The sequence below is a fragment of the Pseudomonadota bacterium genome, assembly GCA_039815145.1.
Taxonomy (GTDB): domain Bacteria; phylum Pseudomonadota; class Gammaproteobacteria; order Steroidobacterales; family JBCBZW01; genus JBCBZW01.
Genome location: JBCBZW010000129.1, coordinates 1 through 14266, shown reverse-complemented (window position 1 = coordinate 14266; position 14266 = coordinate 1). Strand labels below are relative to the sequence as shown.

At 67.5% G+C, this 14266-nt stretch carries 13 protein-coding genes; 3 read left to right on the top strand and 10 right to left on the bottom strand.

The window, feature by feature from the left end; translation table 11 throughout:
• Positions 1-1507: PQQ-binding-like beta-propeller repeat protein (locus tag AAF184_21105; GenBank protein MEO0424848.1), on the top strand; the 1507-nt coding region annotated here is incomplete at its 5' end.
• Positions 1508-1566: 59 nt separating this feature from the next.
• Here the strand turns inward: AAF184_21105 and AAF184_21100 are convergent.
• The 9 genes from AAF184_21100 to mtnA all read right to left on the bottom strand — a co-directional run bounded on the left by AAF184_21100 (position 1567) and on the right by mtnA (position 11220).
• Positions 1567-2361 carry an SdiA-regulated domain-containing protein gene (locus tag AAF184_21100; protein MEO0424847.1) on the bottom strand — a complete coding sequence of 265 codons (795 nt, stop codon included), beginning with the start codon at positions 2359-2361 and terminating at the stop codon, positions 1567-1569.
• Between the two features lie 39 nt (positions 2362-2400).
• Positions 2401-3603: a M48 family metallopeptidase gene (locus tag AAF184_21095; GenBank protein ID MEO0424846.1), complete on the bottom strand. Its 1203-nt coding sequence runs from the start codon at positions 3601-3603 to the stop codon at positions 2401-2403.
• A 20-nt stretch (positions 3604-3623) separates the two neighbouring features.
• The gene (locus AAF184_21090) at positions 3624-4214 is read right to left on the bottom strand and encodes a hypothetical protein (protein ID MEO0424845.1); all 591 of its coding nucleotides are present in this window, start codon (positions 4212-4214) and stop codon (positions 3624-3626) included.
• Positions 4211-4750, bottom strand: coding sequence for a hypothetical protein (locus tag AAF184_21085; protein ID MEO0424844.1), 540 nt, complete (start codon positions 4748-4750; stop codon positions 4211-4213). The genes AAF184_21090 and AAF184_21085 overlap by 4 nt, the downstream gene beginning before the upstream one ends.
• 120 nt (positions 4751-4870) lie before the next feature.
• The gene (pepQ, locus tag AAF184_21080; GenBank protein ID MEO0424843.1) at positions 4871-6205 is read right to left on the bottom strand and encodes a Xaa-Pro dipeptidase; all 1335 of its coding nucleotides are present in this window, start codon (positions 6203-6205) and stop codon (positions 4871-4873) included.
• 58 nt (positions 6206-6263) lie between these two features.
• Positions 6264-8609 (bottom strand): tetratricopeptide repeat protein, encoded by a 2346-nt coding sequence (locus AAF184_21075; protein ID MEO0424842.1) that lies wholly within the window; start codon positions 8607-8609, stop codon positions 6264-6266.
• Positions 8610-8750: 141 nt separating this feature from the next.
• Entirely contained in the window at positions 8751-9491 is a 741-nt protein-coding gene (locus AAF184_21070) for a DUF72 domain-containing protein (protein ID MEO0424841.1), read from the bottom strand.
• Between the two features lie 11 nt (positions 9492-9502).
• A complete protein-coding gene (locus AAF184_21065; GenBank protein ID MEO0424840.1) occupies positions 9503-10114 on the bottom strand; it encodes a class II aldolase/adducin family protein in 612 nt (203 codons plus the stop codon).
• Positions 10114-11220, bottom strand: coding sequence for an S-methyl-5-thioribose-1-phosphate isomerase (gene mtnA, locus AAF184_21060; GenBank protein ID MEO0424839.1), 1107 nt, complete (start codon positions 11218-11220; stop codon positions 10114-10116). Before mtnA ends, AAF184_21065 begins: the two co-directional genes overlap by 1 nt.
• A 147-nt stretch (positions 11221-11367) precedes the next feature.
• Between mtnA and AAF184_21055 the strand changes: the two genes are divergently transcribed.
• Positions 11368-12462, top strand: coding sequence for a prephenate dehydrogenase/arogenate dehydrogenase family protein (locus tag AAF184_21055; GenBank protein ID MEO0424838.1), 1095 nt, complete (start codon positions 11368-11370; stop codon positions 12460-12462).
• Here AAF184_21055 and AAF184_21050 read toward each other — a convergent pair.
• Positions 12440-13897 carry an HDOD domain-containing protein gene (locus AAF184_21050; protein MEO0424837.1) on the bottom strand — a complete coding sequence of 486 codons (1458 nt, stop codon included), beginning with the start codon at positions 13895-13897 and terminating at the stop codon, positions 12440-12442. The two genes, AAF184_21055 and AAF184_21050, sit on opposite strands and share 23 nt — an antisense overlap.
• A gap of 136 nt (positions 13898-14033) precedes the next feature.
• Between AAF184_21050 and AAF184_21045 the strand changes: the two genes are divergently transcribed.
• Positions 14034-14266, top strand: a 233-nt coding sequence (locus AAF184_21045; protein MEO0424836.1) for a (2Fe-2S)-binding protein, incomplete at its 3' end; no start/stop codon positions are given.

Genomic DNA, 14266 nt, shown 5'->3' with positions numbered 1-14266 from the left:
CGCGATCCGTTGGCGCTACGAGCACGAACTCACCACGAAGGAGTTCTGCTGCGGGCCGGCCAACCGCGGCGTTGCCGTCACTGACGACCGCGTCTACATGGCCACCCTGGACGGTCAGCTGGTCGCCCTCGATACGGCCACCGGTGAGCTCGCCTGGCGCGCGCCGATCGTGGACGCGGAAGCGCGCAACGAGCAGGCCCAGGCACGGGAGGCCCTAACACCGCTGATCGGTGACAGCACCTTCAGCGGGGCGACGGTGACCGGGGGCACGGGCTACAGCGCCAACATGGCGCCGCAGGTGGTGGGCGACACGGTGCTCGTCGGTATCACCGGTGCGGGCTACGGCTTGCACTTGGATCTCGAGCGCGAGGCGGGTGAAGCCCTCTCGGTGGTGGGGCTGGCGGGCGGTCTCAACGGCCTGCGCGGTTTTCTGGTGGCCTACGACGCGCAGACGGGCGAGGAACGCTGGCGTTGGTACAGCGTGCAGGGGCCCGACTGGGCGGGCGACTACGCCGAGCAGACCGCCTACGGCGTGGACCTCGCCGATCGAGACGGCGCCGACGAACGCGCCCGCGCCGATGAGTTTGCCGAATCCTGGCGCCTCGGCGGCGGGTCGATCTGGACCACGCCCGCGGTGGATCTGGAGCTTGGCTTGCTCTACATCGGTACGGGCAACCCCGCGCCGCAGATGGCCGGCGAGTCCCGCCCGGGCGACAACCGCGACACGGTGAGCCTGGTCGCCCTCGACCTGAAGACCGGTCGCGAGGCCTGGGCCTACCAGCAGGTGCCCCACGACGTATGGGGCTACGACGTGGCCAGCCCACCGGTGCTGGCCAGCGTCTTCATCGACGGCGCCGTCCGCGAGGTGGTCGCTCAGGCCAGCAAGACCGGATGGGTGTTCATGCACGACCGGCGCACGGGTGAGCTGCTCCAGCGCTCCGAGCCCTTCGTGCCCCAGCGCAACCTGTTCCGCGCGCCCTCCGCCGAGGGCGTTGAGGTGGCGCCGGCAATCCTGGGCGGCGCATCCTGGTCACCGATGGCCTACTCGCCCGTGAGTTCGAGCTTCTTCGTCGCCGCCATCCATCAGCCCGCCACCTACTACGTGCGTTCGCTCGACGATTCGGACGGCCCGTGGCGCAGCTACGCGTACATGGAGTTGAGCGGTGAGGAGCGCTGGGGTCTGCTATCCGCTCTGGACGCCCGCACGGGCCGCCTGCGCTGGCAGCAGCGCACGGCGGAGCCGCTCGTGGGGGGCGTGCTTGCCACGGCGGGCGGGCTGCTCTTTTGCGGTGAGGGTGACGGCCACTTCAACGCCTACGATGCGGACAGCGGCGATCGCCTCTGGCGCTGGCAGGCGCCCTACGGCGTCAATGCGCCGCCCGTGACCTACTCCGTGGCTGGCCGCCAGTACGTGACCGTGGCGGCCGGCGGCAACGCCCTGTTCGGCTTTGCCACGGGGGATGCCATTCTGACCTTCGCGCTGCCGCAGAGCGATCGTATTCGTTAGCTCGATCGAGATGTCCTACTCGGGGTGCTCGCCGATCCGTCAGGTCGGCTCACCGAGGCTCAGTGGCGAACGTCGTAGACGTAGAGTCGTGCGTCCTCGTCGCAGACGACGTACAAGCGCTTGCGTTGCGCATCGTAGGCGACCCCTTCCGCTTTCGATATCTGCCGGTACTGACCGTTCTTGGCGTACCCGAGGGGAGCGCTGTGCAGGACGCGCCCAGCGGCGGGATCGTAGAGGAAGACGCGACGGGCACGGTCGCTCACGATCCAGAACGCTCTGCGCGTGGTGTCGTAGCAAAGACCCGAGAAATCCAGACGATCGCCGGCGACGTCATCGTCGACGAACCCGTTCGTCTCACCCAGGCTGGTATGGCTGCAAACCGCCGCGAGATCCGCGCTGATTTCGATCAGCAGGCCCGGTGAGCCTTCCTTCAGTGCGAAGAGCCTGGCGGTGTCATTGTTCCAAGCGAGGCCCTCCAGCCCCTTGTTCGCATCGCTGCCGGCGAAGAGGTGAGCGATCGCCTCATACCCCGCCATATCCGCCAGGCGCCGTCGTCGCGTCACCTTCTCGGACGCCAGATCGAGGCACAGGACTTCGTTGGTGTCCTCGCATACCGCGTAGAGCGTGCTGCCGTCGGCCCCGGTGGTGATCGCCTCGAGGCCACTCACGGGTACCTCGAACGAGTGGTCACGAAGGAGCTTACCCTCGGGGTCCAGCCGGAGTATTCGCTTGGTGTCGTCGCTGACCGTCCACAGCCCGTCACCGCCTGAAGCCAGCGCCAGGCCCGACGGCTCGGTCAAGCCGAGCGACTTGTCCTTGATGGCGAAGCGGCGCAGCAGCGTAAGGTGAAACATCGCTATCGGGCAGACGGCGCTCGACTGTGTCGTCGCGGGTCAGTCCAGTTCGACCGTGCGATCCAAGGTCTGGCAGATCAGCCCGCGCGGCAGATCCAGCTTGTCCGCCACCTCGTCCATGACCGCCCGCTCCGGCTCGCCCACGTGGTCCTCGGCGCCGGCGATCAGGCACAGATCGCGCAGGAGCTGCGTGCGCTGGGATGAGCTCGCCTGCTCGCGCACCGTGTCCAGGCGCGCGTCCAGCTCGGCGACGGTCTTCTCCACATCGATGCGATCGTTGAGGCTGCCCGCGCCGAAGAACTTCTCGAACACCTCGGTCTCCGCCTCGGTGATCTCGCCATCGGCGTTCGCCACCGCCAGGGCGGCGGCGAAGAGGGCCCGGCGCATCGACTCCGCGACGGCGGTGCGCCCTTCCAGGTAGGAGGGCTCCATCAAGCTCATGATCGATTGCACGGCCACCTCCAGCTGATCCTTCGGTGTGCCACCGGATCGCGCCAGGGCGGAGCGATAGAAGAGCGCCAGGGCCTTCACGCGCAGGGGGCTGAAGGGGTGGGTGGAGAACCAATCCTCCTTCGGCGCGCCCTGACCCGGTTCGCCGTCGTGCACCTGCATCTCGTCGACCTGGCGCAGGAAGTCGTCGAGCTGGAAGGCGATGGTGCGATCGCTGAGGCCTGAGGCGAGTTTGAACAGGGCCTTGGCCACGCTCTGGAGCTTCTCCGTGCAATGGGCGCCGGCGCGATCGGCGGAGATCTCGGCGTAGCGAGACCAGGCGAAGAGCTCCAGGGCCAGGCGAGCGTCGGGCTTCTGGCGACCGCGCAGCACGTAGCCGATGGGGATGTCGTGGTGGCGGTAGAGGTGGTGGCCGAGCTCGTGGCCCATCACGAAGCCGAGCTCCGCATCATCGAACTGCTCCAGGAGGCTGGAGGCGAACATGATGAACAGGCGCCCGTCCTCGGGCTTGAAGCACGCCGCGTTGTACTGGGGGCTCGCGAAGACGTAGAGCTCGACGGGTATCTCGATGCCGAGGCGCTCGATGCAGCGCTCAGCGATCTTGTGCACGTGGGGCGCCATGCGTTCGCTCAGGCGCACGGACGTCGCCAGCAGGTGGCGCCGGATCTTGAGCGACCCTTGATCCTCGGCACGCTGCGCCAGGTGGGTGTTGACCCGCTGGATGTCGGGGTGCTCGAGCAGCTGTTGGTAGAGCTTGAGGTCGTTGCTGCAGCGGATGTCGTGGGCGTTCATGGCGGTCCTGCGGTCTCAGTCTAGGTCTTCAAGGCATCGAATTCTGATAGGTGCTGGAGCATCGCGTAGATGGGGCGTTCCGCTTCCTCGCGCGTGTCGGCCTCCGACAGGTGCTTGATGGACTCGACGATGGCGATCCACCAGCGCATGTGCCCGGTGCTCAGCTGCGCGGCGATGTCGATCAGATCCTGGGCCATCGGCAGGGTGGAGATGGCGGCGCGCTTGAGTTCGACCAGCGTGTCCGTGTCCAGGTCCATCTTCTGCATCGAGTCCATCAGGCGCAGCACGACCTTGGGTTGGGTCTCGAGGTCTCGCGTGGTGGCGGGCTCCGCATCGGCGTCCAGGTAGGCGAGGTCGAGGTGCGATAGGAAGTCGCGCAGGGCGCCGCGCAGGCTGAGCCATAGCTCACGCCGGCGGTCCATCTCGCGCAGCTGTTGCACGAAGGTCAACAGGCCCACGAGGAAGAAGCCCTCGAGGCAGAACCCGATGAGCTCCGGCAGCAGGTTCTCATGCACCGCGGCGCCGCCGGCCTGGCCGATGAACAGGATGTAGAGGCCGATGCCACCCACGCCGAAGATGGCCAGCGGCAGGGCGAGCAGCCAACGGCTCATTCCTCGGCCTCCTCAGGGGCGTCGACGAACGCTTCGATCACGCGGATGATCTTGCGCGCCTGCGCCGCACTGAGATCCGTCGGTAGGTTCTGGATGTACACCACCTCGTCGCCGCCAAGGGGCACTGGGATGACGTCCGGCCGGGCGTTGGTGATGCTGAGCTTGGCCCGTTCGAGGGCTTGCTCCTCCTGGGTGCGGGTGCGCCGCGCGCTCGCCGAGCGACGCTCGCTGGCGCTCGCCACGAACTGATCGGGGTTCTCCACGAAGCGGAAGTAGTCGGTGAGCGCATCGCGCATGCGCTTCTCGTAGACCCGCAACACCTCGGGCCGCATCGTGCTGTCCACCTTCTGACAGCGGGTCACGAGCGTGCTCACGTCGAGCTGGCGCAGGTCTGCCCGCTCCACGGTGGTGAGTTGAGCGAACAGGCGTTGGGCAGCTTGGAGGCGACTGCGGGCCGTGGCCGGGTTCATGCGCCCGGCCATCGCCGCTTCCTTCAGGAACGCGAGTAGGCCTTCCGGGGAGTAGTCCGTGCTCATCGGTCGTGTCCTGCGGTCCCGGCTTGGTCTGCGGGGTTCGTGCGAATTTGAAAGTGGCTCACTCGCACTTTAGCAGGAGCTTGTCGTCGAGCTAGTGGCCTGTCCTAGCCGGACAGGCTGCTAGTTCCCCGCGAGGGTGGCGAAGGCCGTGCGGGTGAGATTCTCGTGGCCGCCATGCAGGGCCACCACGTCATCCTCGATACGAATGCCGCCGAAGGGCGTTAGCTGCTCGACGAGCCCCCAGTTCACGTGCTGGCTCGTATCGCCGGCGCGCAAGGACGCGAGCAGGGAGGGGATGAAGTAGAGCCCCGGCTCGATCGTCACCACCTCGCGCTCGCGCAGCTTGCGCGTGAGGCGCAGGAAGGGATGCTCCTGAGGCGGGTCGACGCGCCCACCCTCGGGCTTGGGTTGGAAGCCACCCACATCGTGCACCTGGAGGCCGAGGTAATGGCCCAACCCATGGGGGAAGAAGGCGCGCGTGATGCCGGCCTCGACGGCTCCTTCGTGGGTGATGCCGTGGATCAAATCAGCCTCATCCAGCACGCGGGCCAGCTTCTCGTGGCAAAGCAGCTGCAAGTCGACGTAATCGAGCCCGGCTTTCACCTCGGCGCAGATCATCTGTTGCAGGCGTTCCATGGCCGCCAGGAGGCTGGCGAAGGGGCCGCCCTCGGCGTCCGTGGTGTGGGTGCGGGTGATGTCGCTGGCGTAGCCATCGGCCATGGCGCCGGCATCGATCAGGAAGGTGCGGTGTTCGGCCGGCGCCTGGCGTTCGCGCTTCTGGTAATGAAGGATCGCCGCGTTTTCGTTCAGGCAGACGATGCTCGGGTAGGGCAGGTCCGCGTCCGTGGCGTCGATCGCCCGCAGGTAGTGCTGGTGGATCTGGTACTCGGTGGCGCCGGCCGCGAAGGCGGCGGCGGCGGCTTGGTGCGCTCGTGCACCTAGTACATTCGCTTGGCGCAGGCAGGCGAGTTCGTAGTCCGTCTTGACCGAGCGGGCGAAGTTCAGGCGGCGCACGAGCTCGGGCGGATTCAGGGTGGCGTGGGTGCAGGCGGGCGGCACCTGGTCGGCCTCGCCGAGCCAGGCGCAGCTGCCGCCGTCGCCGAGCTGGCGCACGATGTCGTTCACATCGTCGGCCACGATCACGTCGAAGGCCGCTTGCACCATCGGTGCCGGGGGTTCGGGGGCGGCGTGCCAGAAGTCACCGGGTTGGTGGCAGAACAGGCGCGGCCGCTCGCCACGCAGGAACACGATCGCGTGCCCCGGGGCGTTCATCGGCACCCAGGAGCGGAAGTGTGCGGTGGCCCGGAAGGGGTAGGCCGAGTCGTCGAAGGGCAGCATGCGCTCGACGCCGGCGAAGACCACCACGCGGTCGAGGTTGGCCGCCTTGAGGGCCTCCTCGTAGCGCGATGCCATCGTCTCCACGTGGGCAGCGTAATCTTGGGCGAGTGAGGCCATGAGCGATCGTTTCCGTGAGCAGCTAAGCGTGTGTCAGCCCATGCTCGTGGGCTGTGGGTCAGATGTCCAGGCTCGCCTCGACGGTGCGGGTGGCGAGCAGCAGCGGGTGGTCCGTATCGGCTTCCGCCAGGGCGGTGTTCACGGCGGCTAGATACGGTGCCGCGGCGGCGTCTTCGCCCTCGCGCTGGAGCAGCTTGGCCATGCCGAGGTTGGCTTCGACGTTGGCCGGGTAGCGGGCTAGCACGAACTCGAAGTTGCTGCGCGCATCGGCCAGGCGTCCCTGCGCCATGTAGAAGTCGGCGAGCTGGGTGGCGATCTCGAACTCCAGACTCTCGTCCTGGATGCGCTGAATCGAGGCCAGGTACGTGGCCCGTGCCTGCTCCAGTTCGGCGATGGCTTCGTCAGGCTCGCCGCGCAAGGCGAGCACGCGCCCCGAGTAGTAGCCGACGTAGGCCTTCATGTGGTCGATCCCGAGGGTGTCGAGCAGCTCGCCCGCCGCTTCGCCGTGGATCGTTGCCGCTTGGGGATCCCCCATGGCCACAGCCACCTTCAGGTAGCCCACGTCCAGCAGGGTGTTCAGGGGCGGTTGCAGCTGCGCTTCGTGCCCGCGCAGCATCTCCACCGCCTCCTCGACTTGGCCCGCCATCACGTAGTGGTCCACGTACTCCACCCACACGCCCATGATCACGTCGATGGGGGCCATGAACTGGGTGGCCTGCTCGGCGAGCTCGGGCAGCGCGGCGAGCACGGCGTCCTCCTGACCGCGCTGGCTGAGGTAGGCGATGCGCTGGCGCAGGACGGCGGCGTGCTGGCGTGGCGTGGCGGCGATCTGCGCCGCCTCGTCGAGGCGCGCCAGGGCGGCGTCGTAGCGGCCCTCACGCAGGTCGAGTTCGGCCAGGTTGAGGGTGGGGTCGACCATGCCGCGGGCCACGATCACCGCGCGTTCGAAGAAGGCCCGCGCGCGGGCCAGATCGCCCTCGCGGCGGTGCAGGTTGCCCAAGCTGTTGAGCGGGCCCGGGTCATCGGGGGCGACCTCGGCGTAGCGCGTGTAGTACTCGATCGCGGCCTCGCGATTTCCCCCGAGCTCGTGCAGGTAGGCGATCTTGGCCAGCAACCAGGTTTCCCGCGGATCCAGATCGATCGCGCTCTCGTAGGACTGCAGCGCGTTGGTCGGATCGTTCTGCCCGTAGAGGTAGGCGGATCCCAGGTACATGTAGGCCACGGGATCGTTCGGGTGCAGCTCGGTCCAGGTCTCGTAGGTGGCCAGCTCCTTGTCTCGATCGCCGCGGAACACGTAGTTCATGCCCTTGGCGACGAAGCGCTCGCGATCGTTCAGCTTGTAGTCGTGGCGCAGGGCGGTCTGCATCGCCATGCCGCCGTCGAGCATCATGCCGCTCTCGAACAGCGTACGGCCCATGGTCAGGTGAGAGACGGCGAAGGACGGGTCCTCCAGTACCGCCTGCTGCCACAGGGCGAGGGCGCGGTCGCGATCGCTGTCGAGCATCTGCGCGGTCACGCCGTTGGTGTGCTTTTCGAAGGCGCTTAAGGAATTGGTCAGGCGGTCGGCGGTGGGCAGGTCGACGAAGACCTCCTCACCCTCCGGCAAGTTGAGGGACGAGAACATCTGTGCGGTCACGGCATCGATGGCGGCGAAGAGACCCGCACCGTCGGCGCCGATGTCCTGGCGCATCTCGCGCACGACTCGCGAGGAGGCGGTGTCGTAGAGCAGTGCCACCAGGTCGGTCGAGTCGCCCGCCTCGTTGGGCTCCAGGCGCCCGCCGACGAAATACTCCATCAAGCCCTTGTCCGCGATCGTGCGCTTGAGGGCGACAGGCACGTCCAGACCATCGTCGAAGCCGGCCTTGCGCAGCTGGAACATCCCGTAGGCCTCCATGCCGACGAAGGGCGTCCAGGCTTTGACGTAGGGGTGCTGCGTGAGGTCGGCGTAGAGGGCGATGGTGGCGCCGTACTGCATCCAGTCGAGGCGCTCATCGCCCGTGTCGTTGTCGAAGAAGAACAGGGTGATCCCCTGGCTCAAGGCTTGGGAGACGACGGGGCGAGTCATGGTCTCGCCGCTCGGGTCGGTCACCGTGCGCGTCTCGAACACTTGGGTGGGTGCTTCTTGCGCCCCGTTGAAGGGCTGCCCGAAGAACAGTGTGCCGATCAGGGCGATGCTGAGCAGGCCGTTGGCGGGGATCGCCAGCTTCTCCGTGAGGGTCCACTCCTGGTGTCCCGGTTCGCCGTGGTTGCGCGCCAGCAGGGCGACGGTGGGCGTGAAGGACAGCAGGCCGATGAGGGTCAGGTCGACCACGCGGTCCGGTAAGTTGTAGCGCCCCACGAGCCAGTCGGCGAATTCGACGGCGACCCAACAGGCACCCATGTAGAGGCCTACGGTTCGCAGCATCGGCCAGGTAATCAGCTTTTTGGTCACGGGGGCATTCACCGCACTGGTTGCTCAGGTGTATTTCGCCATTATAAGACGGCGGATAGCGGCTGCCGTTCCCCGCGGTGGGCAAAGCGTGCGCCAGCCCGCGAAGGGGGAGCCTTACGCCTGCCCCTCGTGCAGCGCGCGCAGGCGTTTGGCCAGGGCGGGCCCGGTGGCCTCATCTTCGTGCTTGAAGAAGACGTACGCCCGCGCGATGTCGAGGGCGCGCAGACGCGCCAGCCACTGCGTGAGTTCCTGGTCGGTGTAGGACACCGCCCGCAGGCGCAGATAAGCGTGCCTGGCCGTGGCGACGAGCAGATCCTCGGGCGCCGCCTGGGCTGTGTCTTCCTCTGCCTCCGGGTCTGGCGCCGTGTGGCTCACGCACAAGGCGTGGCCAGCCTGCGCCAGCGCCTCGACCGTCTCCTCGCACTGCCACGAGGGGTGGCGAAACTCGAAGGTCACGTTCAGGTCCGCCGGCAGCAACGCCTGAAAGGCCTGCAAGCGCTCCAGGTCCAGGCGCAGAAACGGTGGCAGCTGGAACAGGATGCCCCCCAAGCGCTGCTCGAGCACCGACGTGGTGTCCAGCAAGTAGCGGGTCTCTTCCTCCGCCTCTACAAGACGCTTCAGGTGCGTGATCCGTCGCGACGCCTTGATGAAGAATCGAAAGTGCTCGGGCACCTGCGCCGCCCAGCGGGTGAGTACGTCTTTCTTAGGTAAGCGATAGAAGGTGTTGTTGATCTCCACCGCCGGCAGCGCCTGGGCGTAGCACTCGAGCATTGCGGCGGGTTTGGTCTTCTCGGGGTAGAAGGTGCCTACCCACTCCTTGTAGCTGTAGCCGCTGGTGCCTTCGAGTAGCTCCACGGGCGCCTCACCTAACGATATTCCCGCAGGCGACGCAGGAGTACCTCGCCCGCCTCGTCCAGGGTGCGACCCCAGGCGATGATGCCGTCTTCATGCCCGCCCATGATGGCGATGCGATCCTCAGCGAAGCGCGTCTCACGGTAGAGGCGACCGAGCTCCCCAGCCATGGCGGGCGTGCCGTAGGCGACGTCCGTGCCGGTGGTGGGCCAGTCGTCGCGGTAACGTTGCCAGGCCTGGGCATCGTGGACGTGGAAGACGGCGCCGCAACTGGGGATCGCCGCGTAGAGCGCCATGTGCGCCAGGGTCTCCGAGGAGGGCTCGACGGGGCCGCGAGCGCGCACACGATTCGCCTGCAGGTCGTAGGCGATCACCTCCGTGTAGTTCGACGGCTTGAGCCGGGGCAGGTGACCGGTTTGCGTGCCCGTCATCAAGACGTGGCCGTTCGCAAGCTTGGCACTGACGTTGCCGTAGCCGACGCCCGCGTCGACGTACTCGCCGATGAGGCGCGCGTCGAACAGCCGTGAGCGCCAGGCGTTGAGCCCCAGCAGCGTGCTGTCCTCCGCCGGGGGCGGGGCTCGCTCGAGATCCGAGCGGAACTTGATGACCCCCTCATCGATGCTCATCAGTGCACCCGTTTGAAACGGGCGCGCAGGGCCTGTTCGCTCGCGTCCACCACGCCGCGCTCGGTGATCAGCGCGCTGACCAGGCGGGCGGGGGTGACGTCGAAGGCCGGGTTCGCGCAGTCGCTCGCGGCGGGGGTGATACGCACCCGTTGGGTCTTGCCGCCGGCCGTCTGGCCGTACACTTCGCTCACCTCCGTGCTGTCGCGCTCTTCGATAGGTACCTCACGTAATCCATCGCTCAAGGTCCAGTCGATGGTGGATGAGGGGAGGGCGACGTAGAAGGGGATGTCGTTGTCGAAGGCGGCCAGGGCCTTCAGGTAGGTGCCGATCTTGTTGCAGACATCGCCCGTGCAGGTCACCCGGTCGGTGCCGACGATGCACATGTCCACGAGGCCGTGCTGCATGAGGTGTCCGCCGGCGTTGTCCACGATCACCGTGTGCGCAATGCCCGCCTGGGCGAGTTCCCAAGCGGTGAGCTGCGCGCCCTGGTTGCGCGGCCGCGTCTCGTCTACCCACACGTGGACGGGGATGCCCTCCTGGTGCGCCAGGTAGATCGGTGCCGTGGCCGTGCCCCAGTCCACCGTGGCGAGCCAGCCGGCGTTGCAGTGGGTGAGGATGTTCACGGGTTCGCCATGGCGCTGGTCCTGCTGGCGGCGGATGAGCGCCAGGCCGTGTTCGCCGATGCTGCGATTGGTCTGCACGTCCTCCTCGCAGAGGGTCTCGGCGGCAGTGCGCAGGCGGGCCACTTGCTGCTCGAGATCCTGGCAATCGGCCACGCTCGCGAGCATGCGATCGATGGCCCAGGCCAGGTTGACGGCGGTCGGGCGCGCGGCGCGCAGTTCCGCCGCCGCCTGCGCGAGGTGCGAAGGACCTAAGTTGTCGCGGTCGGCCTCGAGGGCGGCCAGGTACAGGCTCCACGCTGCGGTGGCGCCGATCAGGGGCGCGCCGCGCACGAGCATGTCCGCGATGGCCTCCACCCCGTCCTGGTAGCGCCGAAGCTGTACCACCTCGAAGCGGTGGGGCAGCCAGCGTTGGTCGATGATGTTCACCGCATCGGCATCGGCTGCCAGCCAGATCGTGCGATAGGGATTGCCGTCGACATTCACTAAGGGGCGCTCCGGGTGCGGCCCCGAGGGCCGGTAACGCTAGACTACCGTCCTGTCCCGGTTTGTTTGATGAACGCACCGGCAAGGACGTCACTGTCTAACCAGCATAGTAACCCGGCGCTCGCCGGCATCGAGGAATCTGAAGACGTGGAACTGGACCAGCTGCGCGAGCGCCTCACGCAGATAGACCAAGAGCTGCTGAGCCTGGTCGCCGAGCGCGACCAACTGTCGCAACGGATCGCCGAGGTGAAACGACGCGAAGGCCGCGCGACGCGCGATTTCGCCCGTGAGAAGACGGTGCTCGAGGGGGCCCGCCAGCGGGCGCGCGAGCTCGGCGTGTCGCCCGGCTTGGCGGAGCGCCTGGTGCGTGAGCTCATCGAAGCGTCACTCACCTCCCAGGAAGCGTATCGCCTGACCCGCGAGGGGCGCGGCGGCGGCCGCCGGGCGCTGGTGATAGGTGGTGCGGGCAAGATGGGCCGCTGGTTCGCCGAGTTCCTCGGCTCCCAGGCCTTCGATGTGGAGATCGCCGACCCGACGGGCGAGGTGCCGGGCTACCCCTGGCGTGCCGACTGGCGGGAGCTGACCCTGGACCACGATGTGGTGGTCATCGCCACGCCCATGCAGGTGGCGAACGAGGTGTTGCTGGCGATGGCACAGTCACCACCGCCGGGCCTGGTGCTCGACATCGGCTCGCTCAAGGCACCCCTGCGCGAGGGCCTGCAGCGCGCGGCCAGCGCAGGCGTGCGCGTAGCGTCGATCCACCCGATGTTCGGCCCCGACGCGCAGCTCCTGTCGGGGCGGCACGTCATCTTCGTCGATACGGGGGTTGCCGAGGCCACCCGTGCCGCGCGCGAACTCTTCGACTCCACTATGGCCCGCCAGGTGGAGATGAGCCTGGATGATCACGATCGCCTGATCGCCTTCGTGCTCGGCCTGTCGCACGCCCTGAACATCGTGTTCATCGCGGCCCTGGCCGAATCACACGAGAACGTGCCGAGGCTGCAGGAGATGTCGAGCAGCACCTTCGATGCACAGCTCGGGGTGTCGGCGCGGGTGGCCCAGGACAACCCGCACATGTACTTCGAGATTCAATCGCTGAACGACTACAACGAGCAGGCCCTGGCCGCCCTCGAAGGGGCGCTCGGGCGGCTGACCTGCGCGGTGCGCGGCGGCGACGAAGGGGACTTCGTCGCCATGATGCGCCAGGGGCGGGATTACTTCAGTGCGCTCGAGCGGCCATGAAGTCGTTGATGGTGGGGTTCTGCGCGTCGAGGGCGATCACGTCGTCTTCGTCGCCCGCGTGCTGAACGACGCCGCCGGCGGGGCCCCGGATGGCCCGGTGCAGGGCGGCGGTGGCCGCTCGCACGAGGTTGCCCGCGTCAGCGTAATCGCGCTCATCGCCGAGCGTCGCCAGGCCCACGCGCAGGGCGTTGCGGTCGAGGGCGGGTTCCGCCGTCTCGCCCCAGGTGAGGGGGCCGAACAGGGCGCGGGTCGCGCGTTCGGCTTCGCCCGCGGGCACGCCTGAGAACATCGCCAGCAACCGGGCGTCGTCCATCACGGCCAGCGCGGCCGTATCCGGTAGCTCTGCCTGCGCGCGTTTGGCGGCGACCGCCGTGGCCGCGCCGTCCACCCCTTCACCGAGGAATATCGTGGCCACGCTCAAGGGCCAACGTTCCCGTTTGGCCACGGGAAACTCGCGCGCGAGGCGCTCGTGCATTTGGTTCGCCGTCCAGACCAGCGCGGGTCGCTCGCCGGCGCTGCTGTTTGCTGACAGGAGCTCCCCTGCCTTAGCCGTGATCCGCTCGGCCTCGGACGGATCGAGGATATCCATCTCGAAGATCGCTTCCGTCTCGGGCAGCTGATCGCGTAGCTCGACGAAGATATCCAATAGGTCGGCCGTGCCGATGTCCAGCAGCTGCTCGGCGGCGATGGCGAGGGAGCTCATCGCCGCGTGGGGCTCTTCCAGGAACCACACGTCGGCGAGATCACCGGAGAGCGCGACGCATCGAGACAGGCCGGCAAACTCGTATTCGGGATCGATCGCGCCGGCACCGTGGCTGGTGCCCACGGCGTGGCAGATCGGATGGGCGAGGCGCCAGCGATCCAGCAGCCATTCCCCCACCTGAGCGTGGTTGGCGTTGAGCGCTCCCTGCTCGTGCACGATCAGGCCGGCGTGGTCCGTGAGCACGTCCGGGGCGCCGTCGTAGAGCGAGGGCATGGCGCGATCGAGGACGAGCACGCCGATGTCCTGCAGGATAGAGGCTAGGAACACCTGCTCGTAGCAGGTGAGGCCTGCCGCCTCGGCGAGGGCGCGGGCGCCGTTGGCGGCCATCAGGCTGCGGCGCCAGTAACGCTTGAGATTGATACCCGTGGTCTGCGTGTCGCGAATGCTGGAGACGAGGGAGAAGCTGAGCGCGAGGGTCATGGTGCCGTTGAGGCCCAGGGCCAGGATCGCCTGGCGCACCGTCTCGCGGGCGCGGCCGCGCGAGTAGAGCGAGGAGTTGGCCACCCGCAGGAGTTTCGAGGCGAGCGCCGGGTCCTTCTCGATCACGCCGCCGATAGCAGCGAGGGTTACCTCAGGATCCTCAGCCAATTCAATGAGTTCCTGGGCTAGCTTGGGCGGTGAAGGCAGATCGCGAACGCCTTCGAGCTTGGACGTGAGATCCGATGGGAGCACGGACGATCTCCGAGAGTCGGGTGAACCTATGCCCCTTATGTCGGCCTGCGGGCCGGGAGCTTTAGGGGGGCGTCAAATGCTGAGGATTGTCGGGAACGTCATTGACAATGATTCGCATTTAAGTTTTGATAGCGCCATGTACATCTGCATCTGCAATGGCGTTACTGATCGCGAGATTCGCGAAGCCGCTGCCGCGGGCGCCGACTCCCTGGACGCGTTGCGTGAGGAGTTGGGCGTCGCCAGCTGCTGCGGCACCTGCGCTTGCGCCGCCGAGGCCATCCTCGAAGGCCAGGGCAGCGACCGCGTACCGGGCGCGGGCTCGGCCCGCACCGGCCGAAAGGTGACGTCGGGCCTCTCCGCCGGCGCCTG

Excerpts from the sequence above, each read along its gene's own strand:
- AAF184_21100 (MEO0424847.1), bottom strand. The coding sequence starts at position 2,361 with ATGTTTCACCTTACGCTGCTGCGCCGCTTCGCCATCAAGGACAAGTCG.
- AAF184_21095 (MEO0424846.1), bottom strand. The coding sequence starts at position 3,603 with ATGAACGCCCACGACATCCGCTGCAGCAACGACCTCAAGCTCTACCAA.
- AAF184_21090 (MEO0424845.1), bottom strand. The coding sequence starts at position 4,214 with ATGAGCCGTTGGCTGCTCGCCCTGCCGCTGGCCATCTTCGGCGTGGGT.
- AAF184_21085 (MEO0424844.1), bottom strand. The coding sequence starts at position 4,750 with ATGAGCACGGACTACTCCCCGGAAGGCCTACTCGCGTTCCTGAAGGAA.
- pepQ (MEO0424843.1), bottom strand. The coding sequence starts at position 6,205 with ATGGCCTCACTCGCCCAAGATTACGCTGCCCACGTGGAGACGATGGCA.
- AAF184_21075 (MEO0424842.1), bottom strand. The coding sequence starts at position 8,609 with ATGCTGCGAACCGTAGGCCTCTACATGGGTGCCTGTTGGGTCGCCGTC.
- AAF184_21065 (MEO0424840.1), bottom strand. The coding sequence starts at position 10,114 with ATGAGCATCGATGAGGGGGTCATCAAGTTCCGCTCGGATCTCGAGCGA.